This window comes from Actinoplanes sp. NPDC051537 (genome assembly GCF_055586105.1).
The window spans coordinates 70,207-95,676 of the sequence record NZ_JBVJIU010000007.1 but is presented as its reverse complement, the minus strand read 5'-3'; the positions used below and the strand labels follow the sequence as shown (position 1 = coordinate 95,676).

Below are 25,470 nucleotides of genomic sequence, written 5' to 3'. Positions count from 1 at the left end.
CGTTCGACACCGCGGCGGAATCGACAGGCCACCCATATTCTGGCCCGGTGACGTACATCAAATCGGTCACCTTCGACTGTGCCGACGCGCTCGTGGTCGCCCGGTTCTGGGCCGCGGCGCTCGGCGGCGAGGTCGAGGAGGACTCGACGGCGGAGAAGGCGTTCGTGGAGGCGCCCGGCTGGGGCGGCCCGAGCATGTGGTTCCAGCGGGTGCCCGAGCCGCGCACCGCCAAGCTGCGGATGCACTTCGACCTGCGCGCGCCCGAGGGCGGCGTGCCGGCCGAGGTCGACCGGTTGCGGGCGCTCGGCGCGACGGTGTTCGACGACCAGGGAGAGCTCGTGGTCATGCAGGACCCGGAGGGCAACGAGTTCTGCGTGGAGTCATGAGAAAGCCGGCGCCCGGATCCCCGGACGCCGGCGTGGCTCACTTCTTCTTGCCCTTCTTCGGCGGCTCGATCGCCGCCGGCGGGTACTTCTCGTTGAAGCTCTGGATCACCGGGAGGCCGACCCGGACCAGGTCGCGGCTGCGGTGCGCGACGTCGGCCGGCGTCAGGTGGTGCCGGGGCGCCGGGAACTGGGCGGCGATCGTGCCGGTGAACTGCAGCAGGTCGTCGACCGAGCCGGGGAACGTGCGGCACATGTCGGCGGCCGCGCGCATCTGCGACTCGGGGATGAAGGCGACGTGCTCGCCCATGCCGCCGGCCCACGCGCCCGGGTGCACCAGGTACCCGGCCGGCAGCCGGCCCGCGCCGCCCATCGGCGCGAGGGCCCGGCCCCGCTCGACCGGCTCCGGCCTCGACTTGAGCACCATGTAGAGCGCGCCGGCGCCGAACAGCAGCGCGGGCACGACGATCGCGACCTGGGCCGGCTTGCCGGCCATCAGCAGCATCACACCGAGCACCCCGAGGATCATCGCGCCGGCCATGTACTCGCGGGTGCCGTCGCGGGCGGCGCCCGCCTCGGCGTCGGCGACGCAGCGCTTGATGATGGCCTCGAGGACCGGGTCGGTGGGTCGCCACCCGTCACCCCGGACGGGCATTTCACGCGCGGACTGTGCCATCCGTGGCGTCCTTTCGCTTGGAGGGATCGCCCAGCGGTATCGGCCGGCGCGGCGCCGGGATGAGGGATCGGCGAGCCCCACTTTCCCGGCGCAAACCCTCAAGCCGCGGTGCCCTTGCTCTGCTCACCTCTACGCGCGGCTTCTTGAGAGGGGGTGCGGCGGGTCGCGCCACCGGGGCTCCTTCACCTCGGCCGCGGCAGCGCGGTCGGCCGATGCGGGGCCGGCGCGGTTGGCCGATGCGGGGCCGGCGCGGTCGGGCAATGCGGGGCCGGCGCGGTTGGCCGATGCGGGGCCGGCGCGGTCGGGCAATGCGGGGCCGGCGCGGTTGGCCGATGCGGGGCCGGCGCGGTCGGTCGATGCGGGGCCGGCGCAATGGATCGGCCCGCGATTTCGCCCTGTTCGACCCCACCCCGGCACTGGGTGGGGCGACGATACGGCCCGCCTACGACAAATTTGGCGTGCTGTCCACACATCGACGCGGCGGGCGGGCCGGGCACGGTCCGCGGGACGAGCGCGGCGTCACGCGGCCGGCCCAGCGTCACGCGGCCGGCCCAGCGTCACGCAGCCGACCCCGGCGTCACGCAGCCGACCCCGGCGACACGCGGCCGGCACGGCGACACGCAGCCGGCACGGCGACACGCAGCCGGCACGGCGACACGCAGCCGGCACGGCGACACGCAGCCGGCACGGCGTCACGCGGACAGCGCGGCGTACCGCCCGCCCGCTCCCACCGGGGCGTCGTGCGTGCCCGACTCCAAAACGCGGCCGTGGTCGACGACCACGATCTGGTCGGCGTCGCGGATCGTGGACAACCGGTGGGCGATCGTCACCGTCGTGCGGCCGCGGGCCAGCTCGTCGAACGCCCGCTGCACGGCGCGCTCGGTCTCGTTGTCCAGGGCGCTGGTCGCCTCGTCCAGGACCAGGATGCGCGGGTCGCGCAGCAGGGTGCGGGCGATGGCCATGCGCTGCTTCTCGCCGCCGGAGAAGCGGTGGCCGCGCGAGCCGACCATCGTGTCGTAGCCGTCGGGCAGGCCCGCGATCACGTCGTGGATCTGGGCGGCCCGGGCCGCGGCCTCGATCTGCTCGTCGGTGGCGCCGGGGCGGGCGTAGCGCAAGTTCTCCCGGACGGTGGTGTGCAGCAGGTACGTCTCCTGGCTGACCACGCCGACGATCGCCGACAGGTCGGCCAGCGACAGGTCGCGCAGGTCGACGCCGTCGATCGTGATGCGGCCCGCCGTCGGGTCGTAGAGGCGGCTGATCAGCGCGGCGATCGTGCTCTTGCCCGAGCCGGTCTCGCCGACCAGGGCCAGGGACGTCCCGGCGGGCACGTCCAGGGTCACCCCGGCGACCGCGGCCGCGGTGCTCCCGGCGTACGCGAAAGTCACCTCCTCGAAGCGCAGGTGGCCGCGCGGCGCCGGAATGCGCACGGGCGTCGCCGGCTCCTCGATCTCCACCGGGAGGTCGAGGTACTCGAAGATGCGCGCGAACAGCGCGAGCGAGCTGGTCAGCTGGACCCCGACGTTGAGCAGGCCGAGCAGCGGCCGGAACAGCCCGGCCTGGAGCGCGGTGAACGCCACCAGCGTGCCGATGCTCAGCCGGCCGGCGGTGAACGGCATCCCCGCGGCCAGGTAGATGATCGCCGGGATGGCCGCGAACACGATGCTCATCGACGCCATCCGCCAGCGGCCGGCCAGCTCGGAGCGCAGCTCGAGGTCGATCAGGCGGCTCGACGAGGCCGAGAAGCGGTCGATCAGCGCGGGCGCCGTGCCCATGGTCTTGGCCAGCTGCACGCCGCTGATCGACAGGCCCTCCTCGATCGTCACGTTCAGGTCGGCGAGCTCCCGCTGCCGCTGCGCGGTGATCTCGCGGCGCATGCGGGCGACCCGCCGGGACAGGTAGATCGCCGGCGGCAGCACCACCAGCGAGACGAGGCTGAGCTGCCAGGAGAGGGCGGCCATCGCCACGATCGTGGCGACCGCGGTGGTGAGGTTGGCCGCGATCGAGGTCGCGGTCGAGGTCACGACGGCTTCCATGCCGCCGATGTCGTTCGTGATGCGGGACTGCACCTCGCCCGTACGGGTGCGGGTGAAGAAGCCGATCGACTGCCGCTGGAGGTGGGTGAAGACGTCCGTGCGCAGCCGGTGCATGACCCGCTGGCCGACGGCGGTGGAGATCCAGGTCTGCACGACGCCGAGGGCGGCGGTCACGGCGGCGACGGCGACCATGCCGATCACCAGCCAGACCAGCAGGCGCAGGTCGGCGTGCGGCAACGCGTCGTCGATGACGGCGCGCAACAGGAACGGGCTGGCCATGCCGATGATCGACGAAGCCACGATGATCAGTACGACGACGGACAGCGACCGGAGGTGGTCGGTGAACAGCCCGCCGATGCGGCGCAGCGAGACGTCGCGCGCCTGGGCCTTCTCGGCCTGCGTGGGTTTTCTGGTGTCGCGCGCCAAGTGCGCCTCCCAAGCTCGGAATACTGAGGTTACCTCATCATGAGGTTACAACGGCAGTTGCTGCTACCGTATTCCGGTGGACGAGGAGACGCTGTCCGAGGCGTTCTGGTCGGTGGCCCGCCGGCTGCGGCACCGCACCCGGGTGGCGCTCGAGCCCTGGGATCTGTCGCCCTCGCTCGCCCGCGCGCTGAGCGTGGTGGCCCGGCACGGCGCGGTGCGGCTGAGCACCCTGGCCGATCACTTGCGCATCGCTCCCCGTACGGCGACCGAGGTGGCCGACGACCTGACCGGTCTCGGCCTGGCGGCGCGGCACCCCGACCCCGACGACCGCCGGGCCACGCTGTTGTCCCTCACCGTGGCCGGCGCCGAGACGGCGAAGGCGATCCGGGCCGCCCGGCAGGCCGAGGGCGAGCAGTTCTTCGCGGCGCTCTCCCCGGCAGAACGCGACGATCTCGCCCGGCTGCTGCGAAAGCTGAGCGCCGCCCCGGATCAGGCCTGAAGGCAGATCAGGAGGCCGATCGTGGCGTCGGCGGCCACGTGGGCGAGGACCGGAAAGCCGGACGCGACCGACTCGATCACCAGCGCCGGGCGGACGCCCCAGGTGGTGGTCAGCCCGGTCTGGAGGACGCCGCCGCGTTGACGACGGCGAAGCCGAGGATCCCGGCCGCCGCCACCCACGGCGAGGCGTCCCGCACCTGGCCGGGGAACGCCGAGAGGTGGCGCCCAGGGTCAGCGCGCGATCTCGGATGCCGACGGGGATACGGGACCGGCCTCAGCGGCGGGAGGCGCTCGTATGGCGGATCAGCGCGGTGGCGCACGCGGCCGAACCGGAGGCGCACAACAGGGCGAACGTGAGCAGGCGCGGCACCTCGAGCGCGGTGACCCGGTCGAGCACGCCGAGGATCAGCAGCGCCGCCAGGCAGACGGCGAAGGCGACCGTCGTGAGATGGGCGAGCGCCCCGCGGCCGTCGGGCTCGGGGTGGCGGCCGCCGGCCGGGATGCGCAGCGACTCGGCGAACTGGTCGGTCACCCGGACCAGCGACGCGGCGTCGACGATCTGCTGCTCGGCGGTGGTCAGCCGGCGCAGTTCGAGAGTGGCCCGCTCGTGGCCGGGGTCGAGGGTGAGCGCCCGGCCGTACGCCTCGCGGGCGCTCAGCGGTCGGCCCGCGGCGAACAGGGCGACGCCGAGCGCGACCTGGAGGTCGGCGTCGTAGTGGGCGAACTCGGCGCCGGCGATCAGCACGCGCTCGGCCTCGGCGAGGCGGCCCGCGGCCAGCAGGGCGCGGCCGTGCCGCTCGGCGAGGCGCGGGTTGCCGGGGTCCTCGGCGCACGCGGTGGCCGCGGCCGAGACGGCCAGGTCGTGCCGGCCGGTGGCGGTATAGGCGGCGCTCACCCAGTAGAGGGCCTCGAGGCCGCGCGGCTCGAGGCGCAGCGCCTGCCGGGCCGCGTCGAGGGCCTCGCCGGGGTGGCGCAACGCCAGGTGGGCGCGGGCCAGCAGCAGCCAGGCGTCGACGTTGCCGGGCTCCTCGCCGACGACGGGAGCGAGCAGCGTGGCGGCCTGCCCGGCCCGGCCGCTGTGCAGCAGGTCGTCGGCCCGGCCGAGGAGCATGTCGGTTCGCACCCCGGCACATTCGGCCGCGCACCCGGCGACTTGCGGAAGCCGCCGGGTGCGGTGCGGTTGTCACTCGTTGCGGGCGGTCTCCGGTCCGGTGACCCGGCGCAGCAGCGGCATCGTCGACGCGATCAGTCCGAGGGACACGGCGAGGCCGGCCGCCACCAGCACGTAGTACGACCCGGGCGGCGGCTTCAGGTCGTAGTGGAACTGCGAGCGCAGGAACAGCCCGGCGGCCAGGAAGCCGGCCGCCACCGCGACGACCGAGACGGCCAGCAGCGGCACCGCGCTCTCCACCGTGATCACCCGGCGCAGCTCGGCCAGACGCACCCCGGCCAGGCGGAGCAGCGCGAACGGCCGTTTCCGCTCGTTGATGCCGCCGGTGAGGGCGACCGCGAGGCTGCACCCGGCGATCACCAGGCTGGCCACGATCACCACGTCGGCGAGGCGCTGGAAGCGCACCAGCGTACGGGCGAAGTCGCTGCGCCACTCGGCCTCGGTCGACGGGAACCGGCCGCCCGGGTAGGCCGTCTCGAGCTGGGTGCGGGCCCGCTCGATGCTCGCCGGCCGGCCGTCGGTGATCACGACCACCGACAGCAGCGGCTTGCCGGCCAGTTCGGCCGTGGTGACCGGCGCCGCCTCCCAGACCGGCGCCGCCGGGTCGGGCCCGCTCAGGTCGGCGTAGGCCCAGGCGACCGCCGCGCCCGGCGCGCACGTGCCGAGCTCGGGCCGCCCGGCGATGTCGGCGCAGCTGACCAGCCCGTTGAGATGCCCGGGCTCGGCGTCGGTGAGCCGGACGGCCACCACCTTCTCCACCCCCGGCGTCGTGGTCAGGCCGGCCGGCGGCGACGCGGAGGCCGGCCGCGGCCCGTCGCCGGGGAACCAGCTGACCGACAGGTTGTCGTGGACGGCGGTGCCGGCCGGCCGGTCGCCGCGGTAGGCCACGATCGACGTGATCACGCCGGTCGCGACGCTGGTGACGAACAGCGCGAGCATCAGCCCGCTGACCGAGCGGAACCCGGCCCGCGGGTCGTCGGCGAGCCGCCGGGCGGCGATCAGCGTGGCCGGGCGGCGGGCGCGGAGGGCCAGGAGGCGGGCGCCGGCCATGGTCAGGTACGGCCCGGCCAGCACCAGCCCGAGCATGACCACGACGATGCCGCCCAGGTAGGCCGCGAGCTGCCCGTTGGCGGTGCCGGGGCGGTGGCCGACGAAGAACGCCAGCTCGGCCAGGCCGGCCAGCACCGGAATCAGGCGCCAGGCGCGCGGCGGTCGCGGGGTGACCCGGCGGGCCACACCGAGCGGGGAGATCCGCACCCGGCGCAGCGCGAACCGGGCCGCCACCGCCGCGCCCAGCGGCACCCCGACGGCGACGACGAGCACGTCGGCCAGGGTCAGCGTGAGGTCGCTCAGGAAGAACCGCTCGCCGGTGTAGGTGATGGGGGTCATCAGCGGCCGCAAGGCCAGGAACAGGCCGAACCCGAGCAGCGTGCCGGCCGCCGCGGCGGCGGTCGACTCGACCGTGGCCAGGGTGGCGACCTGCCGCGGGGTGGCGCCGACCAGCCGCATCGCCGCGAACCGCTGCTCGCGCCGGGCCGCCGCGAGCCGGGTCGCCGTCCCGATGAAGATCAGCAGCGGGAAGAGCAGGGCGGCCGCGACCACGCCGAGGACCAGGCTCAGGCCCTCGCTCCCGATGCCGACCAGGCAGCCGTGGCACTTGCTCGGGTCGATGCTGACCAGCCGGTCGATCCGTACCGCGCCGCCGATGGCGGCGAGCTCCGATGGCGTCCGGCCGACGACGACGATGAGCGAATCGGGTGAGGGCAGCCCCGCGTCGCCGATGATGCCGGCCTGCCGGCCCGGCCAGCGGTCGCCGAGCTGCTCGGCCGGGGTGGTCGCGAGCAGCGCGGCGAGGGCGGGCGAGACGTAGAACTCGCCGGGGCCGGGCAGGGCGGTCATCCCCGGCGGAACCGGCGCGTCGGGGCCGCTGACCGCCACGTCCACGCGGGCCATCCGCTCGCCGTGGAAGAAGTCCTCGCGGATCGCCCAGTCCACCGGGTCGGCGTGGGCGGGGCCGGTGGCGGCCGCGGTGACCGAGCTGTTCAGCCACGCGTACCGCAGGTTCTGCGACGTGACCGCACCGAGTCCGGCGAGGGCGGCGAGCACCAGCGTGACCGCCACCGCGACCGCGCCGCCGATCAGCACGAGCCGCCCGGTCGCGTCGCGCCCGCCGGCCACGGCCAGCCGCAGGCCGAGGCGGATCACGACGCCACCGCGGGGGTGGTGACCCGGCCGTCGCGGACCATGACCTCGCGATCGGCGTACGCGGCGATCCGCGCCTCGTGGGTGACCAGCACGACGGTGGTGCCCCGCTCCCGGGCCGCGGCCACCAGCAGGTCCATCACCTGCTCGCCGGTGAGCGAGTCGAGCGCGCCGGTCGGCTCGTCGGCGAACAGCACGGCCGGCTCGCCGACCAGCGCCCGGGCGAGGGCGACCCGCTGCGCCTGCCCGCCGGACAGCTCCCCCGAGCGCCGCCGCTCGAGACCGTCGAGGCCGAGCCGGCCGAACCACTCGCGGGCCTTGGCCAGGGCCGGGTCGCGGCGCAGGCCACCGAGCAGCAGCGGGAGCGCCACGTTCTCCTCGGCGGTCAGCTCGGGCACCAGCTGGCCGAACTGGAAGACGAACCCGAACCGGTCGCGCCGCAGCTCGCTGCGGGCGGCCTCGCTCAGCGTGTCGATCCGCTGACCGAGCACCTGCACCGAGCCGGCGTCGGGCGTGAGGATGCCGGCCAGGCAGTGCAGCAGCGTCGACTTGCCGGAGCCGCTCGGCCCCATCACCGCCACGATCTCCCCCGCGTCGATCGTGACGTCGGCCCCGCGCAGCGCCGGCGTCTCACCGAACGACAGCGCGACCCCGCGCGCCTCCAGTGCCGGGCTCACGGCTTCACCGTCGCCCGCAGCTGGTCGAGCCGGGCCACGGTGGTGTCGATCCACCGCAGGTCGGCCTCGAGGTGGAACAGGCCGTGGTCGGCGAGCAGCCCGTCGACCAGGTCGCCGGCGCGCTTGACCTCGGTGAGCTCGCGCATGCGGGCCAGGTGGGCGGCGCGCTGGGCGTCGAGGTACTCCTCGGCCGGGCGGCCGAGCATGAGGGCCAGCACCACCTTGGCGAACAGCACGGTCTGCAGGTGCGGCTCGGCCGCGACCGGCTCGGCGATCCAGGCGCCGACCTCGGTGGCGCCGAGCTCGGTGATCACGTACCGCTTCCGCTCCGGCCCCTCCCCCGGGGTGACCTCGTCCATCACCACCTTGCCGTCCCGGGCGAGCCGGGCGAGCGTGGAATACACCTGCCCGAACGGCAGCGACCGGCCGTGCCCGAAGTAGAGGTCGTAGTCGCGCTTGAGGTCGTATCCGTGGCTGGGCTGCCGCTCGAGGAGCCCCAGCAGTGTCAGAGGAACGCTCATGCCGCACACCATACCCCCGGGGTATACACCGCGTATATACCCTCGGGTTGTAGAAAGTTTCCGGCGAGATTCCTCAACCACAACCGGCTCGCAACCGAATCAGGCGGTTGCAAGTCAGTAGCGGAAGGAGCACCAGGATGAGCATGCGAATCGGTGGCACCGACGGCGCCGCATGGGCCAAGCACATCGCCGGCATCCACCTGAGGATCGACTCGGGCCGGCTGGCCGCCGACGTCCAGGCCGGCGCCGACGACCGGAAGATCGCGTCGGACAAGGCGGCGCTGCGCGAGAGCCGGCGCGACATCGTCTACCCGCGCCACCTCGTGGACGTGACGGTCTAGGCGGGCCTCTCTAGGCGATCGACACCGGGAGGCCGCCGAGGATCGTGTCGACGGCCGCGAGCATCTCCCGGGTGCAGGGGCCGAGCTGGGACAACGGCTCGACGGCGGCCTCCATGTCGCCGGCCCGGGCGGCCTCCTCCAGGCGGTCGCAGAGAGCGGCCAGATCCCGTACGCCCAAATTGGCCGCCACCCCCTTGAGCTGGTGGGCCTGCTCGCGCAGCCGGTCGGCGTCGTCCATGGCGACGGCCTGGCTGATCTGCTCGACGTGGCCGGGCGCGTGCGCGCTCAGCCGCCGCAGCAGTCCCGCCAGCTCGGCCGGGCCCAGCGCCGCGCCCGCCCCGCGCAGCAGATCGAGACGCTCCTTGATCTGGTCGCGCACGCTCGCCGGGACCGGGGCCCACTTGTCGAGGGCCGCGCCCACGTCGGCCGGCATCAGCGGCTTGGCCAGGTGGTCGTCCATCCCCGCGCCCAGGCACCGGTCCCGGTCCTCGGGCATCGCGCCCGCGGTCATCGCGATGATCGGGACGTGCCGGCCGCCCGCCTCGGCGCGCCGGATCGCGACCGTGGCCTCGTAGCCGTCCATCTCCGGCATCAGGCAGTCCATGAAGATGACCTGGTAGTCCCGGGAGGCGGCCCGCTCGACCGCCTCGCGCCCGTTGGCGGCCACGTCGGCGCTGTATCCGAGGTTGGCGAGGATGCCCAGCGCCACGGTCTGGTTGATGTCGTTGTCCTCGACCAGCAGCACGTGTCCCCGCACCGGCGGCGAGCCCGCGCCGGTGGTGCGGGCCCGATCCTCGACCGGCCCGGCGACGAGACGGACCATCGCGTCGTAGAGCTGCGACTGCCGGACCGGCCGGGTGAGGACGGCGTCGAAGCCGGCCGGCGGCGTGCGGCCCGGCGCGGACGCGACCAGCACCTTCTTGAGGGCGGGGACGGCCGGGTCGGCGCCGATGACCGCCGGCAGGCCGGGACTCTCCAGCACGGCCACGTCGTACGGCCGCCCGGCCCGCGCGGCCCGGACCAGCTCGCCGGCCGCGGCGGTCTCGTCGTGCACGGTCGCCACCTCGGCCACCCAGGACGCCATCTGGTCGGCCAGCGGCAGCGTGTCGTCGCCCGTCACCAGCAGCACCCGCAGGCCGCCGAGCGCGTGCCGGTGCGGCGACTCGGCGCCGTCCACGGCCGGCCACAGCGGCACCGTGAACCAGAACGTGCTGCCCTGCCCGGCCTCGCTGGTCAGGCCGATCTCGCCGCCGAGCACGCCGACCAGCTCGCGGCTGATCGCCAGGCCCAGCCCGGTGCCGCCGAACCGCCGGGTGGTGCCGGCGTCGGCCTGGGTGAACGGCTCGAACAGGCTCGCCTGCTGGTCGGGGTCGATGCCGATGCCGGTGTCGGAGACCTCGAACCGCACCGGGACGCTGCCGGCCGGGAAGTCGCCGGGCGCCGGCCGGGCGGTGACCGCCACCGTGCCGCGGGCGGTGAACTTGACCGCGTTGCCGGCCAGGTTGAGCAGCACCTGCCGCAGCTTGCCCGGGTCGCCGCTGACCGGCGCGGTGAGCCGCGGGTCGCACCGGGACGAGACGGTCAGCTCCTTGGCCCCGGACGCGTCGGCGACGAGGCCCACCACCTCGTCGAGCAGCCGCCAGATCTCGAAGTTGGCCCGTTCGAGGACGACCTTGCCCGCCTCCAGCTTGGAGAAGTCGAGCACGTCGTTGATCACCCCGAGCAGCGCGACGCCGGCGTTGTTGATGCCCTGCGCGTACCGCCGCTGGGTCTCGGCCATGTCGGTGTGCAGCAGCAGTCCACTCAGGCCGATCACGCCGTTCATCGGGGTGCGGATCTCGTGGCTCATCGCCGCCAGGAACTGCGACTTCAGGCGCGCCGTCTCGACCGCCTGGTCCCGCGCCTGGGCCAGGGCCTGCTCGGTCTGCCGCCGTACGGTGATGTCGCGCGCGAAGGCGTGGAAGGTGGACGGGCCGTCGCGCCGGATCCGCCACATGGTCAGCTCGATCGGCAGCTCGGTCCCGTCGGCGCGCAGCGCGGCCATCTCGGTCGGCCGGTCCAGCAGCCGGTCCCACCGTCCCTCGAGGACCTTGTCGAGCGCGGCCGCGTACCGCCGGGGCAGGATCGTGTCGACCACGTGCTGCCCGAGCACCTGCTCCCGGGTCCAGCCGAAGACCTGGGCCGCCTGCCGGTTCCACTCGGTGATCAGCCCGCGGTAGTCCATGCTGATGAACGGGTCGCTGGCCGCCGTCATGATCATCTGGAACTGCTCGCGCTCGAACCGCAGCCGCCGCTCGGCCTCGACCTCGGCGGTGATGTCGTGCGAGATCGTCGAGGCGCCCACGATCGTGCCGTCCGGGTCGCGGATCGGGGCCATGCTCAGCGAGACGTAGATGGTGGTGCCGTCCTGGCGCACCCGCCGCGTCTCGTGGTGCTTGATCAGCTCGCCGGCCCGGACCCGGGCCAGCAGCCGCTTCTCCTCGTCCGGCCGGTCGTGCGGCAGGATCACCGTGACGTCCCGGCCGATCATCTCGGCCGCCGTGTAGCCGTAGAGCCGCGCGGCGCCCGGGTTCCAGGTCAGGATCGTGCCGTCGAGCGTCTTGCTCACGATCGCGTCGCTCGAGGCGGCCACGATCCCGGCGAGCTGGGCGTCGGACTGGGCCTCGGCGAGCCGGTCGGTGATGTCCTGCACGGTGGCGAAGACGACCGTGCCGCCCTCGCCCTCGACCGCGGACAGGCTGATCTCGACCGGGCACTCGGTGCCGTCCCCGCAGAGGGCGGTCAGCTGCATCCCCTCGCCCATCGGCCGTGGCGTCGGCGCGGCCAGGTACTCCTCGCGGTGCCGGACGTGCGCCTCCCGCAGCGCCGCCGGGACGAGCGTCTCCACCGGCATGCCGACCAGCTCTTCGCGGCGGTAGCGGAAGACCTGCACGGCGCGGGCGTTGGCGAGCAGGATCGTGCCGCCCGCGTCGACGCAGAGCATCGCCTCCGGCGAGGCGTCGAGCAGGGCCTTGAACTTGCCCTCGGCGATCCGCAACTGGGTGATCTCGTTGGTCACCCCGCAGACGGCGTACGCGTCGCCGCCGTCCTCCCGCAGCGCGAACATCGTGGTCACGAACGTCCGGACGCCGTGTTCCCCGGTCATCTCGTCCTCGAAGACCAGCGGCTCCCCGGCCGCGACCACGAGCCGGTCCCGGCGGGCGATCTCGGCCAGCCGGTCCGGGGTGTGCACCTCCCGGTCGAGCCGCCCCGCGGCGGTGCCGGGCACGATCCCGTACAGCTGCTCGAAGGCCGCGCTCGCCATCCGGTAGCCGCCGTCCAGCCCCTTGATGAAGAACGCGCTCGGGGTGTGCCGCAGGATCGTCTCCATCTGCGCGTGCCGGGCCGCGCGCCGCCCGGCGGCCACGCTCACCAGCACGATGGCGGCGACGTCGGCGGCGACCAGCAGCATGATCAGGACGCCCGGCAGCAGCCCGGAGCCGAGCCGGGCGTCGAACAGCGACACGACCACGAGCGGCGCGGCCGCCGCCGGCAGCAGGACCAGCCGGCGCCGCAGGCGGGCCCGGGTCCGGGCGTGGGCGACGATGCCGGCGCCGAGCAGGATGAGCGGCGCCCCGGTGATCGTCAGGCCGGTCGGCAGCAGCGCCGCCCCGGCCGTCGCGGTCAGCAGCCCGAAAACCTGGGACAGGACCGAGGCGAGCCGGAACGCCGGCCGCTCCCCGGCCGCCGGAGACGACGACATATATCCGGAATATCACCTTCTTCGGTTATTTGTGGCGGTAATTTTGTACTGACGACAACTACCTGAGGAGGGATGCGGTGGCGACGGTGCTCGTCGTGGACGACGTGGCGGCCAACCGGGAGCTCATGGCCATGCTGCTCGGCTATCGCGGGCACGAGGTGATCGAGGCCTGCGACGGTGCCGACGCGCTCGCGCTGGCCCAGAGCCGCCACCCCGACGTGGTCGTCTCCGACGTGCTGATGCCCGGCATCGACGGCCTCGAGCTCGTCCACCGGCTGCGCTCGGCGCCCGACGAGCGGGCCGCGCACGCCCCGTTCATCTTCTACACCGCGAACTACCTCGAGCCCGAGACACGGCCGATCGCCGAGGCGTGCGGCGTCTCCCAGGTGGTGCTGCGCAGCGCCGACCCGCGCGAGCTGCTCGACGCCGTGGACGTGGCGCTGCGCAACGGGCCGGTCGAGATCGCCCCGCGGCCGGCCGACGAGTTCGCCGCCGTGCACGCGCGCGCCATCAACGCCAAGCTCGTCGAGAAGGTGCGGGCGCTGCGGCACACCGAGCGGCGGTTCGAGGCGATGGCGGCGTCCTCCCCGGTCGGGATCGTTCTGGTCGACGCCGACGGCTATGCGACGTACGCCAATCCCCGCCTTTCCGAGATCACCGGGCTCGCCGCCGACCGGCTGCTCGAGCGCGGCTGGCTGACCTGCCTCGAGCCGGGCACCCACGCCGAGGCCCTGGAGGCCGTCCGGGCCCGTCCCGACGAGGCGGTCGAGCACCGGTACCGGCACTGCCTGGTGCGCGCCGGCGGCGACGAGCGCTGGCTGCGCGTGCACCTGCGGCCGATCAGCGACGCCGAGGCCGAGCTGGCCGGCGCGGTGGTGATGGTCGACGACGTGACCGACGTGGTGGCGGCCGAGGAGCGGGCCGGGCGCGAGGTGCGCCAGCGGCAGGCCGAGGCCCGGCGGCGCGACGCCGAGCGGCTGGACAGCCTGCGCCGGATGGCGGGCGGGATGGCGCACGACTTCAACAACCTGCTCGGCGCGATGCTCGGCTTCCTGCACCTGGCGATCGAGCAGATCACCGAGGAGATGGACGAGGGACGGCTGGCGCCCGCGGTCGGCGCGGCGCTGCTGGACGACCTGGGCCAGGTGACCAAGGGCGGGGAACGGGCGACCAAGCTGACCGAGCAGCTGCTCGCCTTCGGCCGGCGCGAGATCAGCCAGCCCACGACCGTCGACGTCGACGCCTTCCTGACCGAGGCGGCGACCGCCCTGGCCGCGGCGGCCGGGCCCGGGATCAAGCTCGACCTGCGGCCGGGCGCGGCGCCGGCGGTCACGATCGACCCGCGCCTGCTCGAGCGGTTGCTGCTCCTGCTCGTCCACAATGCGCGCGACGCCATGCCGGACGGCGGAACGATCGCGGTGACCACCGGCCGGTCCGCCGACGGCCGCGCCACGATCAGCGTGACCGACGACGGCCGCGGCATGCCGCCCGAGGTGCTGGCGCGGGCGTTCGAGCCGTTCTTCTCGACCAAGGCCGGCAGCCGCACGGCCGGCCTCGGCCTGGCGACCGCCCACGGCGTGGTGACCCAGGCCGGCGGCGACCTCACCCTGACCTCGTCGCCGGGCGCCGGCACGACCGCGCTGATCTGCCTGCCCGCGGCCTCGACGCCGGTCGCGCCGCAGCAGGCGCCGCCGCGCCCGGCGCTCCAGCCCAGCGGCGACCTCACCGTGCTGCTGGTCGACGACGAGCAGGACCTGCGCGAGGTGACCGCCCGGTTCATCGCCAAGGCCGGTTACCGGGTGCTGACCGCGGCCGGCGGCGCCGAGGCGCTGAAGGTGGCCGAGCAGCACGGCGACCCGATCCACTGCCTGGTCACCGACGTGGTGATGCCCGGCATGGACGGCCGCCAGCTGGCCCACCGGTTCCTGACCGCGCGGCCCGACACCAAGGTCATCTTCATCTCCGGGTACGCCGAGGCGCTGATCGACGACGACGGCCGGTCCCTGGAGCCGGGCCGCACGATCCTGGCCAAGCCGTTCAGCAGCGCCGAGCTGACCGGCGCCCTCAAGGCCGCCCTGACCGGCTGAGGGCGTCGAGCAGGTCGTCCCTCATCGCGTCCAGCCTGCGCAAGGTCGCCACCGACCGCTCGACCTCGTCGTCCCGCCCGTGCGCGGCGTTGTGGTCGAGCCAGCCGCCCTCCCCCGCGACCAGACCGGCGAAGATCCACGGCTCGGCCGGAATGTCGCCGCCGCACGCCCGCGCCGTCGCCGCGAAGACCGCCGGATCCCCGTCCGACCACTCGAAGGCCAGGGCCACGGCCTCGTGCACGGCCGCGAGGGGCCCGGCCGCGTCCCAGTCGAGCGCCATCAGCACCCCGTCGCCGGTCCGCAGCACGTTCTTGCGGTCGAGGTCGTGGTGACTGTCCACGATCGTCATCTCGGCGGGCCCGCCCGCGGTGATCTCGCGGAGCGCGGCGAGACCCCACCGCTCACCGGCCCAGGCTCTTTCCGGCGCCTTTCCGGTACGCGGGCGGCCCGCCGCGTGGATGGCCTTCAGCAGAGCCGCCGCCTCGCCCGCGGTCCCGGCCGCCGGGGTGCCCTCGACCCACCGGTGCACCCGGTAGAACGAGCCGTCCACCATGGCCAGCGCGCGGCCGGTCGCCGGGTCCGGCACCGGCTCCGGCATCGGCACGCCCGCCGCCCACGCGCGCCGCTCGATCGCGTACGCCGCCTCGACGTTGTCCCGGAAGTCCGGCCGGTCGGCGTTGACCACCATGCGCTTGACCGCGAAGACGCCGGTCGCGGTCCCGACCCGCCACAGCTCGTTGGACAGGCCGCCGTCCACGGCCACCGGCGGCCCGGCCGGCTCGCCCAGCCCGAACCGCTGCCAATACCGCTCCCGCCGGGCCATCAGGCGCCCTTGCGGGCGCGGCGGCGCTCGGTCAGGCGGCGGGACTTGGCGTGGGTGCCGCAGTCGTCCATCGTGCACCACTTGCGGGACTGGTTGCGGCTGCGGTCGAGGAAGAGCCAGCCGCAGCCGCCCTCGTCGAGCGGGCACGCGTGCAGGCGGGAGAGGTCGGCGTGGCGGAGCAGGCCGACCAGGGCGTCGGCCAGGCGGTCGGCGATCATCGTGCCGGGGTCGGCGCCGACGAGCAGGGTGACGGTGCCGTCGGGGGCCCGGGTCAGGGACGAGCGGGCGATCGCGGCCGACCAGCGGGCGATCACGGCGTCGAGGCGGCGGCCGGCCAGGGCGTCCTCGGTGAGCGCGCGCAGGGAACGGACGTCGGCCAACGACTCCTGCGACGCGACGGGGGTCTCGGACGGGGAGGTCACGCCGGCTCGGCGGGCCCACTCGACGACCGCCTCGGGCGACTCCAGGTAGTCCTCGTGCGGACCCGACGGGACGCGCGGGGCCACCGTGTTGACCAGGTCGAGCGCCGGGTGGCCGCCGACGATGTGGAACTCGGGCAGCGCCATGCTTCCACCATAGCGCGGTGAAGGTGGTAGCGTGGCCACTAGCTACCACCAAGACACCGTCAAGGGGGAAGCACGATGCGAGCCTGGACCATCCTGGCGGCACTGGCCGTCTCGACGTTTCTCTACGTCACCACCGAGACCCTGCCGATCGGGCTGCTGCCCCAGATCGCGGCGGCCCTGCACACGAGCACCGGCGCGATCGGGCTACTGGTCACCGCGTACGGGCTGATGGTGGTGATCGCGACCGTCCCGCTCACCCGGGCCACCCACCGGTTCTCGCGCCGGCGGTTGCTCGGCGCGCTGCTGATGATCTCGACCGTCGCCACCGCGATGTCGGCCCTCGCCCCGAACTACGGCACCCTGCTCGCCGGCCGGGTGGCCATCGCGCTCAGCCAGGCGCTGTTCTGGGCCGTCGTCACGCCGGCCGCCGCCGCTCTCTTCGCGCCGCGGCAACGCGGAAAGGCGATCTCCATCCTGTACGCCGGAAGCTCCACCGGCCCGCTGCTCGGCGTCCCGGGCGGCACCTGGCTCGGGCAGCAGGCGAACTGGCGGATCCCGTTCCTGGTGCTGGCCGGCCTGAGTCTCGTCGTCTCGCTGGTGATCCTGACGCTGATGCCGGACGCGCCGCCCGGCGCGAGCGACACCGACCGGGGCACCGACCCCGATCCCCGCCGCTACCGGCTGCTGGTCGTCACCGTGGCCGTCCTGGTCACCGGCGCGTTCACGGCGTTCACCTGCGTCAACCCGTTCCTGACCGACGTCACCGGGGTCGGCGAGGGCGCGATCGGCCCGATCCTGCTGCTGCGCGGCATCGCCGGGCTGGCCGGCGTCTTCGCGGTCGGGTTCGTCCCCGCCGCGCGGCTGTGGCACGCCATGGCCGTGCTGGTCGCGGGCCAGGCGCTGGCCCTGACCGTGCTGTTCGTGTTCGGCGGATCGCCGCCGGTCGCGGTGGCGGCGTTCGCGGTCGCCGGCTTCGCGCTCTCCGGGATGACCGCCGTGCTGGCCCGGCGGGTCCTCGAGGTCGCGCCGGGCGACACCGACATGGCGTCGGCGGGCACCTCGACGGCGTTCAACGTCGGCATCACCACCGGCGCGCTGATCGGCAGCGGCCTGCTGCACGGCGGCGATCTCCGGGCGTCGGCGCTGGTGGCCGGGTTGATCTCGGGGCTGGCGCTGGTCAGCGTTGTTTCGGAACGAAAACGTTCATCCGATCGCGTCGATGCTGCGTACTCCATGCCGACACCGTGAGGGAGGGGTTCGCATGCATGCCGACGTTCCGAGCCGACTGTGGCGCCGACTCTGGGGCCCGGTGCTCGCCTCGCTGGCGCTGCTCCTGCTCGATCCGCAGGCGGCGCGGGCCGAGCCGGGCGTGCCGTCCCCGCCGAACGGCCTGCTCAGCGACACCGGCAAGGGCACGCTGTCGGCCGCCGACCGCGACTTCGTGGTGAAGGTGCGGCTCGCCGGGCTGTGGGAGATCCCGGCCGGCCAGATGGCCCAGGAGCGCTCGGAGGACCCGCGCATCCGCGAGATCGGCAAGGCGATCTCCGGGCAGCACGTGGTGCTGGACGCGCTGACCCGCACGGCGGCCAAGAAACTGAAGATCGAGCTGCCCGGCAAGCCGAACAGCGACCAGCAGAAGTGGCTGGGCGAGATGCGCGACGCCACCGGCGCCGACTTCGACCAGATCTACATCGACCGCCTGCGCGCCGCCCACGGCAAGATCTTCCCCGCGATCGCGACGATCCGGACCAGCACCCGCAACGACACCGTGCGCAAGCTGGCCCAGCAGGCGAACCAGTTCGTGATGACCCACCTGACGTTGCTCGAGTCGAGCGGCATCGTCGACTTCCAGGGCCTGCCGACGGCCCCGGCCCCCGACGCCTCGGGCAGCAAGCCGGCCACGGTGGCGGCCGCCCAGACGTCGCGCCAGACGTCCGGCGTCTCCACGCCACTGGTGGCGCTGGCCTTGATCGGCGGCCTGATCGTCGGCGTCCTGGCGACGATGCGCTTCGCCGGCGGCGGCCGGGGGCGAGGGCGCTCTCGCCGCCGGTGAGGGGCCTGGCCGGGAAGGTGTGCTTGAGCGGGATCGGACAGGAGGACTCTGCCGCTCGTCCGAAAAGCTGAGCCTGCCGCGCTCCCCACGGCGAAAGCTCGCACCATGCGCGACAACGAAATCGCCGAGATCGCAGCTCTTCTGCGACGGCGCAACGACATCGATCGCGACATCGCCGCGACCATCCGTCGACCAATGGCCTCGGGTCATCTCGGCGAGTGGATCGCTGCTCAGGTCTTCGACATCGAGCCGGAACAGGCGGCGACGGCCAAGGCACTTGATGGGCGCTTCACGGCCGGCGAGCTCGCGGGCAGGGCCGGTGAACGTCAAGTGGTATCTCAAGCGTGAGGGCCTGCTGGACGTCGCGGTCTCCGACGAGCTGGACTACTACCTTGTCTTCACCGGACCGGCCGCAGGCGAGCAATGGCGGACGGCCGAGATCTACCCGAAAGCCACCAATCCGGGCCTGATTCCCTCCGAATCGCAGATCGCCGCGCTCAGGCAGTTCTCCGCCCGACCTGAGCTCGGATAGATCGCTCGGCGTCAGAGCCGGTGCTCGGCCAGCAGGGCCACGCCGAGGACGATCATCGCGATGCCGGAGACCCGGCTCGTCACGCGGGTCGCGGCCGGGTGTCTGCGTAGCAGGGAACGGGACAGCGCGCCCACCGCGAGGTAGCCCAGCCCGCAGTTCGCCGTGTGCAGCGTGCCCAGCAGGCCGATCTGGGCGGCCTCGGGCCAGGCGCCGGACGGGTCGGTGAACTGCGGGAGCAGGGCCAGGAACAGCAGCAGGCCCTTGGGGTTCAGGCCGCTCACGCCCAGGCCCTTGAGCAGGACGTGGCCGGCGGGGACGGGCGCGGTCGTCACCGCCGGCGGGTGGGCCAGGACGCCGGCGCCCAGCCCGATCAGGTAGGCGGCGCCGAGGACGGTCAGGGCGGTCAGGACCACGGGACTGCGGGAGACCACGGCCGCGACCCCGGCGGCCACGACGACGGTCAGGGCCAGGTAACCCAGCAGGATCCCGGAGACGGCGGGCCACACCGCCCGGCCGCGGAGACCGACGCCGATCACGTACGCCCAATCCGCCCCGGGCACCAGGACCAGCAACGCCGACATGGCCCAGAACGCGAACGCCACCGCCGGCTGCGCGACCTCGAACGCTCGGGGGCCATCCGCGGCTACCGCGCCGTCGTCGACCCGGAGGCGCTCGGCCTCGGCTTCGAGGCGCTGGTGTTCGCCACGATGGAACGCGGCGACCGCGAGACGGTGGCGGCCTTCGAGCGGGCCCTCGAACAGATCCCGCACGTGGTGCAGGCCCAGCGCCTGTTCGGCGACCCCGACTACCTTCTGCGTGTGGTCAGCGCCGACCTGCCGGCGTTCCAGCGCCTTTACGACGAGCGGCTGGCCACCCTCCCGGGCGTGCGCCGGCTGACGTCCACCCTGGTGATGAAGCAGGTGGTGCGCGACCGCCCGCTGCCGGGATGAGCGCTAATCGCGGCAGGGCTCGATCGGCGGCTTGGCGGGGGCGTGCGCCCCGGCCTGACCGAGCGTCTCCTGGAAGGCCTTGTTCCAGCGCCCGTCCTCCTCGGCCTGCTTGATCACGCCGGTGAGGAACTCGCAGAACGCCCGGTCACCCCGGGGATAGCCGATCCCGTACGCGTCGTCGGAGAACTCGGGCCCGACCACGGCCAGCTTCGTCGGCAGCTGCGCGACGTACCCGAGCAGGACCACGCCGTCGGTGGTGACGCCGTCGACCGATCGGGTCAGCAGGCGCTGCACGCACCGGGTGTAGTTCGGCTCGGCGACCGGGGCCGTCCCGTACAGCTGCCGCCACTTCACGATCGAGGTCGAGCCGGCGGCCGAGCACACCCGGCCCTCGCCGATCCGCTCCGGCCCGGTGATGACGTCGCGGTCGGCCCGCCGGACCAGCAGCTGCTGCCCGGTCCGGAAGTACGGGCCGGCCTGCCCGATCACCTCCCGGCGGCTGTCGTTCATCGAGTACGACGCCACGACGATGTCGACGCGGCCCTGGACCAGGTAGTCCTCGCGGACCCCGGAGGTCGTGGTGACGAACGTGATCTGCCGGCGGCTCAGGCCGAGCTCGGCGGCGACGACGGTGGCGATCTCGACGTCGAACCCCTCGTAGTGGTTGGTCGCCGGGTTGAGGAACCCGAGGCTGGGCTGGTCGGCCTTCACCCCGATCCGGATCCGCCCGCTCTGCTGGAGCCGGTGCATGGTGGTGCCGGCGGCGAACGCGACCGGCTCCGGGTGGCGGCAGGCGGCGCCGGCCAGCAGGGCGCCGGCCAGGACGACGGCCACGAGCGGTCTCATCGCGGGTCACCGAGGCCGGCGTCGCGGGCCTTGGCCACGGCGGCGGCCCGGTCGCTCACGTGCAGCTTGAACAGGATCGCCGAGACGTGGTTGCGCACCGTCTTCTCGGAGAGCGCGAGCCGGCGGGCGATCTCGTGGTTGCCGCTTCCCCCGGCGACCAGCTTGAGCACCTGCCGTTCCCGGTCGGTCAGCTCCGGGAACACGGTCGCGGCCCGGTCCTGGTCGGCGCCGATGAAGAAGTCGCTGATCCGGTGGGCGACGCCGGTGCCGTACACCGACTCGCCCGCCGCCACCGCGAGGATCGCCCGGGTGATCTCCGTCCGGTCCGCGCCCTTCAGCAGGTAGCCGCGGGCCCCGGCCCGCAGCGCGCCGATCAGCGCCTGGTTCTCGTCGTGCATGGTCAGCACGAGCACCTTGACGTCCGGGTGGCGGGCGAGGATCGCGCGGGTGGCCTCGGCGCCGTCCAGGCCGGGCATGGTGAGGTCGGTGATCACGACGTCCGGCGCGGCGTCGTCGACCAGGGCCAGCAGCTCCCGGCCGCCGGCCGCCTCGCCGACGATCTCGATCTCCGCGTTGCCGGCGATGGCGGAGATGAGCCCGTAACGGAACATCGGATGGTCGTCGGCGAGGACGACCCGGACGGGATGGGTCATGACGGCTCCAGCGGCAGGGTGGCGACGATGGTGGTGCCGGTGCTTCCCGAGCTGATCTCCAGCCGTCCGCCCAGGCTCTCGGCCCGCCGGCGCATGGAGGTCAGCCCGATGCCGGCGACCGCCGACCGGGTGCCGTGCCCGTCGTCGGCGACGACGATGCGCAGCGCGCCGTGCGGCACGCCGACGCTCACCCGCACGTGCCGGGCGCCGGCGTGCCGGGCGACGTTGGTGAGCGCCTCGGTGGTGATCCGGTAGGCGGCGTTCTCCACGTCGGCCGGCAGGACGGGCAGGACGGACGCGTTCAGCGACACCGGCACCTTGGACGACATCGTCGCGGCGTGCCGGCGGATCGCCTCGGACAGCGTCATGGTGTCGAGCGCGGCCGGGCGCAGGTCGTCGAGGATGCGGCGGACCTCGGCCAGCGCGACCGCCACCTCGTCCTGGATGCGGCGCAGCAGCGGGCTGCGGTCGGTGTCGGCCAGCGCCTCCAGCCCGAGACCGATGCCGGACAGGGACGGCCCGAGACCGTCGTGCATGTCGGCGCGGAGCCGGTCGCGCTCGGCCTCGGCGGCGGTGACGACCCGGTCCCGTTCGGCCTCCAGCTGCTCGGTGAGCTGATAGGCGCGGACCACGAGCGCCACCTGCAGGGCGAGCACACCCAGCAGGCGTACGTCGGCCGCGGTGTAGATCTCGCCGGGCCGGCGTGGCAGCACCCGCACCTCGCCGAGCGCCGCCCCGCCGAACCGCAGCGGCAGGTCGGTGGTGGTGGCCGCGTCGTCCTCGGCGCCGACCCCGGCCAGCCGCCGGCCGTCGACCCCGATCAGGCAGGCGCCCGGCGCGCGCACGGCGGCCATGACGCCGGCCAGCGCCGCGTCCAGCGGGTCGCCCTGGCCGGTCCCCGCGACCCGCTCGCCCAGCGAGGTCAGCGCCTGGATCGGGTCGCGGCGCTGACCGTACAGCAGGCGGTCGGCGGCGCCCTGCAACCGGTCGCGGGCCGGCGCGAGCGCGACCGCCACCGCCGCGGCGGCGATCACGCCGGGGAGCGGCCGGCTGTCCAGCGCGGTGTTGACGACGGCCCCGGCGGCGAAGGTGACGCCCAGGTACGCGGCGACGACGACCGCGGTGTACATGCCGTAGACGAGGCCGCGCCGCAGCACGGTCTCGATGCCGAACAGCCGGTAGCGCAGGACGCCGACCGCCACCGCGATCGGCACCAGCAGCAGCGGCAGCAGCATCAGGACGTTGGCGAAACCGGCGGTGACGAAGAACGACGCCGCCAGGAACGGCATCACCACGCAGATCAGCAGGGCCAGCTGCTGGCGGCGGGGGAAGGAGGCGCGGAACAGCCGCAGGACGGTGCCGACCCAGATCACGATCATCGAGACCACCAGCAGCGGGGTGAACACCCAGGAGCTGATCCGGCTCCACTGTGCCCACGCCGCCGGCAGCGCGGGGATCGTGGCCTGCAGGTCGGTCGACAGGAAGACGCCGAGGTCGTAGACGCGCGGGCCGGGCACCAGGACGTCGGCCAGCCGCTCCGGGAATCGGGGCACCATGCCCCAGCCCGAGGTCGCGACCGGGTCGACGACCGGGAACGGGATGCAGAGCATCAGGACGACGATCGACAGGGTGGCCGCGCCGACCGGCCAGCGCCACCACGCGCCGGGCAGCCGCCCGTCCGGGTAGAGGGCCAGGAGCAGGGTCGGCGGGACGAGCCAGCCGGGCAGGTAGAGCGCGGGCCCGAAGTACGCGCCCCACGACGGCGAGCTGCCCAGCAGGCCGTAGCCGCTGTAGGCGGTGAGGCACACCGCCCACGCCTGGGACACGCCCACCCCGAGAACCAGCCAGCCGACCGCGTTGCGCGGGCGCACCGAGGCCAGCACCGCGCCGGTGATCGCCCAGACGAGGGCGAGCACGCCGCAGGCCAGCACGAACGCGGGCCCGGTGAACGGCTCGGGCGCGAAGAACCAGGTCTCCTCGCTCGGCCGGACGATCTTCCGCCACGCGACGGCGACCACGACGACCGAGGACGTCGCCGCCGCAGCCGCACCGAACCGGGCGAACCTCACCCCGTCAGTCTGTGCCCGCCCCGGGCCGCCTTCCAGTGCGAATGTCCCGCCCGGACGGGCAATCGTCCCGGTCCACCCGGGACGGTGACCCCGCCCGCCGCCCGCCGCCCGCCGCCGCCCGGGCGCGATGCCCGCCCCGCGCGGGACGCCCGGCTCATGCGCCCACCCGGCCGAGCGGCGCACGGTCGTGGGCAACCGGAACCGACCGGACCGATCGAAGGAGCGCAGGTGATCTGATGGACAACCTCAATCGCGCGCCCGCCGGGCCCGTCGATCTGCTGGCCACCATCCGGGAGCGACGGGAGCGCACCGACGCCTACCTGCGGTCGGCCGGCGCGCGGCGGCGGCTGCTGAGCAACGTGAGCCTCGTCGCCGCCGCGGCCGCCACGTTCCTGACGGCGGCGCCGGCGTTCGGCGGGCAGTCGTTCGCGACGTGGCTGACCGGAGTCTTCGGGCTGGCGTCGCCGGCCTGGCGGCTGCTGTGCGCGGCGGCGGCGCTGTGCTCGCTGGCGACCACGATCGCCACCCAGTTGCTGAGGTCGCACCGGCTCGACGAGCACGTGGCGGCCGCGCAGACCGTCCGGGCCCGGCTGGAGGCGCTCGAGATCCGCGCCGGGCTGCATCAGATCGGGCCGGTCGAGGCCGTCGCCGAGCTCGTCACGTGCGTCGAGGACGCGGCCTTCGTGTGGCCCTCGTCGCCGCGGCCGGCACGGGCCACCGGGCGGGCGTCCGTCCACCGGTCGCCGAGCGGGGCACGGCGCCCGTCACGCCGGGCCGGCCGGGATGATGGCGTCGAGCAGGGCGGCGACCGTCGACACGTACGCCTCGTTGTCCAGCTCCTCGTCCCACGTGGTCTGCAGCAGCAGGCCCTGGTAGATGGCGATCAGGACGCGGGCCAGCGACGACGGGTCGGCCCCGGGCGGCAGCGGCGCCGCGGCCAGGACGGCGGCGACCGCGGCCCGGGGGTCGTCGACGTTGCGGCGGGACAGGGCGCGGATGCGCGGGTTGCGCACCGCCTCGGCCCAGATCTGCACGCCCAGCCGCGACCGGGCGGCCGACGCGGGGTCGCCGACCGCCCGCAGGTAGTCGAGGTAGGCCGCGGCGCGGCCGGCCACCGGGCCGCTGGAGAAGACCAGGCGCTGGTCGTGCCACTCGTCGACGATGGCGGCGATCACGTCGTCCTTGCCGGCGAAGTAGCGGTAGACCAGGCCCGCGCTGATGCCGGACTCGCGGACGATGTCCTGCATCGACGTGCGGTGGAAGCCGTCGCGGGCGAAGCAGGCGGCGGCCGCGTCGAGGATCTGCCGGCGGCGGGCGGCGAGGTGGGCGTCGCTGACCTTGGGCACTACCGGATCTCCGCCGTGGCGACCCGGTAGAACGTCGCCGCGTCCTCGTCCCGGCCGAGGGGGTGCAGGTAGCGGTCGGCCGCCTCCCGGGTGGACATGTCGAGCGTGAGCCGCAGGCCGCGGGCGGCGGCGTAGGCGGGCAGCTCGGCCGGGAGGAACCCGAACGTCCACGGCTCGCCCTGCCGGCGCACGGCGTGCGGCCACGCCCCGGCGTCGATGGCTCCGGACAGGACGCGGCGGTCGACGTACGTGAAGATGAGCGTGCTCCCGGTGGCCGTGAGCGCCGCCAGCTCCCGCAGGGTCGCGTCGACGGCCGGCTCGGTCAGGTAGTTCGTCACACCCTCCCACACCACCACGGTCGGCTCGAGCACGGCGAATCCGGCCCGCCGCAACGCCCCACCAAGATCTTCAACCAGCAGGTCGACCGGTAGGAAGTGGACGTGCCCCCGCCGATCCGGGCGCACGGCGCCGCGCAGCAGCCGCCGTTTCACCGCCTGGGTGGCCGGATGGTCGGCCTCGAAGACCGGCACCCGCGCGATGCCGGGCAGCCGGTAGGCCCGCGAGTCGTAGCCCGCCCCGAGCAGCAGCACCTGCCGCGCGCCCCGCTCGAGCGCCGCCACCACCAGGTCGTCGATGAGCCGGGTGCGGGCCACCGCCGAGGGCCGCGGCCCGGGCCAGCGGTGGTCGATGTAGCGCGACAGCCGCAGCCCGACCGGCCGCACCCGGGCGGCCCGGGCCAGCAACCGGTAGCCGCCGCGCAGGAAGCGCACGGCCAGCGGATCGTCGAACACCCGATCGCGCCCGCGGGCGGTCTCGAGCGCCCGGAAGAGCGCGACCTGCTCGGCGGTGCGGCTGGCCCGGTTCTGCATGCCGCC

26 protein-coding genes are annotated in these 25,470 nt (G+C 74.2%); 9 read left to right on the top strand and 17 right to left on the bottom strand.

What is annotated here, in order from left to right; all coding sequences use genetic code 11:
• The first annotated feature begins 47 nt into the window (after window positions 1-47).
• Window positions 48-386, top strand: a complete 339-nt coding sequence (locus ACZ6TB_RS18175; protein ID WP_465555666.1) for a VOC family protein — start codon at window positions 48-50, stop codon at window positions 384-386.
• Window positions 387-423: 37 nt separating this feature from the next.
• On the opposite strand, the gene ACZ6TB_RS18170 is transcribed toward ACZ6TB_RS18175, so the two are convergent.
• Window positions 424-1,059: a hypothetical protein gene (locus tag ACZ6TB_RS18170; RefSeq protein ID WP_465555665.1), complete on the bottom strand. Its 636-nt coding sequence runs from the start codon at window positions 1,057-1,059 to the stop codon at window positions 424-426.
• A gap of 692 nt (window positions 1,060-1,751) precedes the next feature.
• Window positions 1,752-3,518, bottom strand: a complete 1,767-nt coding sequence (locus ACZ6TB_RS18165) for an ABC transporter ATP-binding protein (RefSeq protein ID WP_465555664.1) — start codon at window positions 3,516-3,518, stop codon at window positions 1,752-1,754.
• 76 nt (window positions 3,519-3,594) lie between these two features.
• On the opposite strand from ACZ6TB_RS18165, the gene ACZ6TB_RS18160 reads away from it, so the two are divergent.
• Window positions 3,595-4,017, top strand: a complete 423-nt coding sequence (locus ACZ6TB_RS18160; protein WP_465555663.1) for a MarR family winged helix-turn-helix transcriptional regulator — start codon at window positions 3,595-3,597, stop codon at window positions 4,015-4,017.
• On the opposite strand, the gene ACZ6TB_RS18155 is transcribed toward ACZ6TB_RS18160, so the two are convergent.
• The 5 genes from ACZ6TB_RS18155 to ACZ6TB_RS18135 form a co-directional block, all read right to left on the bottom strand.
• Entirely contained in the window at window positions 4,008-4,196 is a 189-nt protein-coding gene (locus ACZ6TB_RS18155; protein WP_465555662.1) for a hypothetical protein, read from the bottom strand. The two genes, ACZ6TB_RS18160 and ACZ6TB_RS18155, sit on opposite strands and share 10 nt — an antisense overlap.
• Window positions 4,197-4,290: 94 nt before the next feature.
• Window positions 4,291-5,139, bottom strand: a complete 849-nt coding sequence (locus ACZ6TB_RS18150) for a tetratricopeptide repeat protein (RefSeq protein WP_465555661.1) — start codon at window positions 5,137-5,139, stop codon at window positions 4,291-4,293.
• Between the two features lie 60 nt (window positions 5,140-5,199).
• On the bottom strand, window positions 5,200-7,392 hold the full coding sequence (locus ACZ6TB_RS18145; protein WP_465555660.1) for an FtsX-like permease family protein: 2,193 nt from the start codon (window positions 7,390-7,392) through the stop codon (window positions 5,200-5,202).
• Complete coding sequence (locus ACZ6TB_RS18140) at window positions 7,389-8,066, bottom strand: ABC transporter ATP-binding protein (protein WP_465555659.1); 678 nt, start codon at window positions 8,064-8,066, stop codon at window positions 7,389-7,391. The genes ACZ6TB_RS18145 and ACZ6TB_RS18140 overlap by 4 nt, the downstream gene beginning before the upstream one ends.
• Entirely contained in the window at window positions 8,063-8,587 is a 525-nt protein-coding gene (locus ACZ6TB_RS18135) for a PadR family transcriptional regulator (protein WP_465555658.1), read from the bottom strand. Before ACZ6TB_RS18135 ends, ACZ6TB_RS18140 begins: the two co-directional genes overlap by 4 nt.
• Before the next feature lie 137 nt (window positions 8,588-8,724).
• Here ACZ6TB_RS18135 and ACZ6TB_RS18130 point away from each other — a divergent pair, with 137 nt between their 5' ends.
• Window positions 8,725-8,928, top strand: coding sequence for a hypothetical protein (locus ACZ6TB_RS18130; protein WP_465555657.1), 204 nt, complete (start codon window positions 8,725-8,727; stop codon window positions 8,926-8,928).
• 10 nt (window positions 8,929-8,938) lie between these two features.
• Here ACZ6TB_RS18130 and ACZ6TB_RS18125 read toward each other — a convergent pair whose 3' ends face one another.
• Window positions 8,939-12,670, bottom strand: a complete 3,732-nt coding sequence (locus ACZ6TB_RS18125) for a PAS domain S-box protein (RefSeq protein ID WP_465555656.1) — start codon at window positions 12,668-12,670, stop codon at window positions 8,939-8,941.
• A 77-nt stretch (window positions 12,671-12,747) separates the two neighbouring features.
• On the opposite strand from ACZ6TB_RS18125, the gene ACZ6TB_RS18120 reads away from it, so the two are divergent.
• The gene (locus ACZ6TB_RS18120; RefSeq protein WP_465555655.1) at window positions 12,748-14,757 is read left to right on the top strand and encodes a response regulator; all 2,010 of its coding nucleotides are present in this window, start codon (window positions 12,748-12,750) and stop codon (window positions 14,755-14,757) included.
• Here the strand turns inward: ACZ6TB_RS18120 and ACZ6TB_RS18115 are convergent.
• Together ACZ6TB_RS18115 and ACZ6TB_RS18110 are read right to left on the bottom strand one after the other, a co-directional pair.
• A complete protein-coding gene (locus ACZ6TB_RS18115) occupies window positions 14,735-15,580 on the bottom strand; it encodes a phosphotransferase (protein ID WP_465555654.1) in 846 nt (281 codons plus the stop codon). The two genes, ACZ6TB_RS18120 and ACZ6TB_RS18115, sit on opposite strands and share 23 nt — an antisense overlap.
• Window positions 15,580-16,146 carry a CGNR zinc finger domain-containing protein gene (locus ACZ6TB_RS18110; protein WP_465555653.1) on the bottom strand — a complete coding sequence of 189 codons (567 nt, stop codon included), beginning with the start codon at window positions 16,144-16,146 and terminating at the stop codon, window positions 15,580-15,582. Before ACZ6TB_RS18110 ends, ACZ6TB_RS18115 begins: the two co-directional genes overlap by 1 nt.
• 75 nt (window positions 16,147-16,221) lie before the next feature.
• On the opposite strand from ACZ6TB_RS18110, the gene ACZ6TB_RS18105 reads away from it, so the two are divergent.
• The 4 genes from ACZ6TB_RS18105 to ACZ6TB_RS18090 all read left to right on the top strand — a co-directional run bounded on the left by ACZ6TB_RS18105 (window position 16,222) and on the right by ACZ6TB_RS18090 (window position 18,731).
• Window positions 16,222-17,394 (top strand): MFS transporter, encoded by a 1,173-nt coding sequence (locus ACZ6TB_RS18105; protein WP_465555652.1) that lies wholly within the window; start codon window positions 16,222-16,224, stop codon window positions 17,392-17,394.
• 13 nt (window positions 17,395-17,407) lie between these two features.
• On the top strand, window positions 17,408-18,199 hold the full coding sequence (locus ACZ6TB_RS18100; protein WP_465555651.1) for a DUF4142 domain-containing protein: 792 nt from the start codon (window positions 17,408-17,410) through the stop codon (window positions 18,197-18,199).
• A 105-nt stretch (window positions 18,200-18,304) separates the two neighbouring features.
• Entirely contained in the window at window positions 18,305-18,547 is a 243-nt protein-coding gene (locus ACZ6TB_RS18095; protein ID WP_465555650.1) for a hypothetical protein, read from the top strand.
• A complete protein-coding gene (locus ACZ6TB_RS18090) occupies window positions 18,519-18,731 on the top strand; it encodes a hypothetical protein (RefSeq protein ID WP_465555649.1) in 213 nt (70 codons plus the stop codon). Before ACZ6TB_RS18095 ends, ACZ6TB_RS18090 begins: the two co-directional genes overlap by 29 nt.
• Before the next feature lie 11 nt (window positions 18,732-18,742).
• Here ACZ6TB_RS18090 and ACZ6TB_RS18085 read toward each other — a convergent pair whose 3' ends face one another.
• Entirely contained in the window at window positions 18,743-19,333 is a 591-nt protein-coding gene (locus ACZ6TB_RS18085) for a LysE family translocator (RefSeq protein ID WP_465555648.1), read from the bottom strand.
• Between the two features lie 93 nt (window positions 19,334-19,426).
• Between ACZ6TB_RS18085 and ACZ6TB_RS18080 the strand changes: the two genes are divergently transcribed.
• The gene (locus ACZ6TB_RS18080) at window positions 19,427-19,681 is read left to right on the top strand and encodes an Lrp/AsnC ligand binding domain-containing protein (RefSeq protein ID WP_465555647.1); all 255 of its coding nucleotides are present in this window, start codon (window positions 19,427-19,429) and stop codon (window positions 19,679-19,681) included.
• A gap of 3 nt (window positions 19,682-19,684) precedes the next feature.
• On the opposite strand, the gene ACZ6TB_RS18075 is transcribed toward ACZ6TB_RS18080, so the two are convergent.
• The 6 genes from ACZ6TB_RS18075 to ACZ6TB_RS18050 all read right to left on the bottom strand — a co-directional run bounded on the left by ACZ6TB_RS18075 (window position 19,685) and on the right by ACZ6TB_RS18050 (window position 25,464).
• Window positions 19,685-20,527, bottom strand: coding sequence for a glutamate ABC transporter substrate-binding protein (locus ACZ6TB_RS18075; protein ID WP_465555646.1), 843 nt, complete (start codon window positions 20,525-20,527; stop codon window positions 19,685-19,687).
• Window positions 20,524-21,180 (bottom strand): response regulator, encoded by a 657-nt coding sequence (locus tag ACZ6TB_RS18070; RefSeq protein ID WP_465555645.1) that lies wholly within the window; start codon window positions 21,178-21,180, stop codon window positions 20,524-20,526. Before ACZ6TB_RS18070 ends, ACZ6TB_RS18075 begins: the two co-directional genes overlap by 4 nt.
• Window positions 21,177-23,249 (bottom strand): sensor histidine kinase, encoded by a 2,073-nt coding sequence (locus ACZ6TB_RS18065; RefSeq protein ID WP_465555644.1) that lies wholly within the window; start codon window positions 23,247-23,249, stop codon window positions 21,177-21,179. Before ACZ6TB_RS18065 ends, ACZ6TB_RS18070 begins: the two co-directional genes overlap by 4 nt.
• A 316-nt stretch (window positions 23,250-23,565) precedes the next feature.
• The gene (locus ACZ6TB_RS18060; protein ID WP_465555643.1) at window positions 23,566-23,766 is read right to left on the bottom strand and encodes a hypothetical protein; all 201 of its coding nucleotides are present in this window, start codon (window positions 23,764-23,766) and stop codon (window positions 23,566-23,568) included.
• Window positions 23,767-24,013: 247 nt separating this feature from the next.
• Complete coding sequence (locus tag ACZ6TB_RS18055) at window positions 24,014-24,595, bottom strand: TetR/AcrR family transcriptional regulator (protein WP_465555642.1); 582 nt, start codon at window positions 24,593-24,595, stop codon at window positions 24,014-24,016.
• On the bottom strand, window positions 24,595-25,464 hold the full coding sequence (locus ACZ6TB_RS18050) for a class I SAM-dependent methyltransferase (RefSeq protein WP_465555641.1): 870 nt from the start codon (window positions 25,462-25,464) through the stop codon (window positions 24,595-24,597). Before ACZ6TB_RS18050 ends, ACZ6TB_RS18055 begins: the two co-directional genes overlap by 1 nt.
• Window positions 25,465-25,470 lie beyond the last annotated feature (6 nt).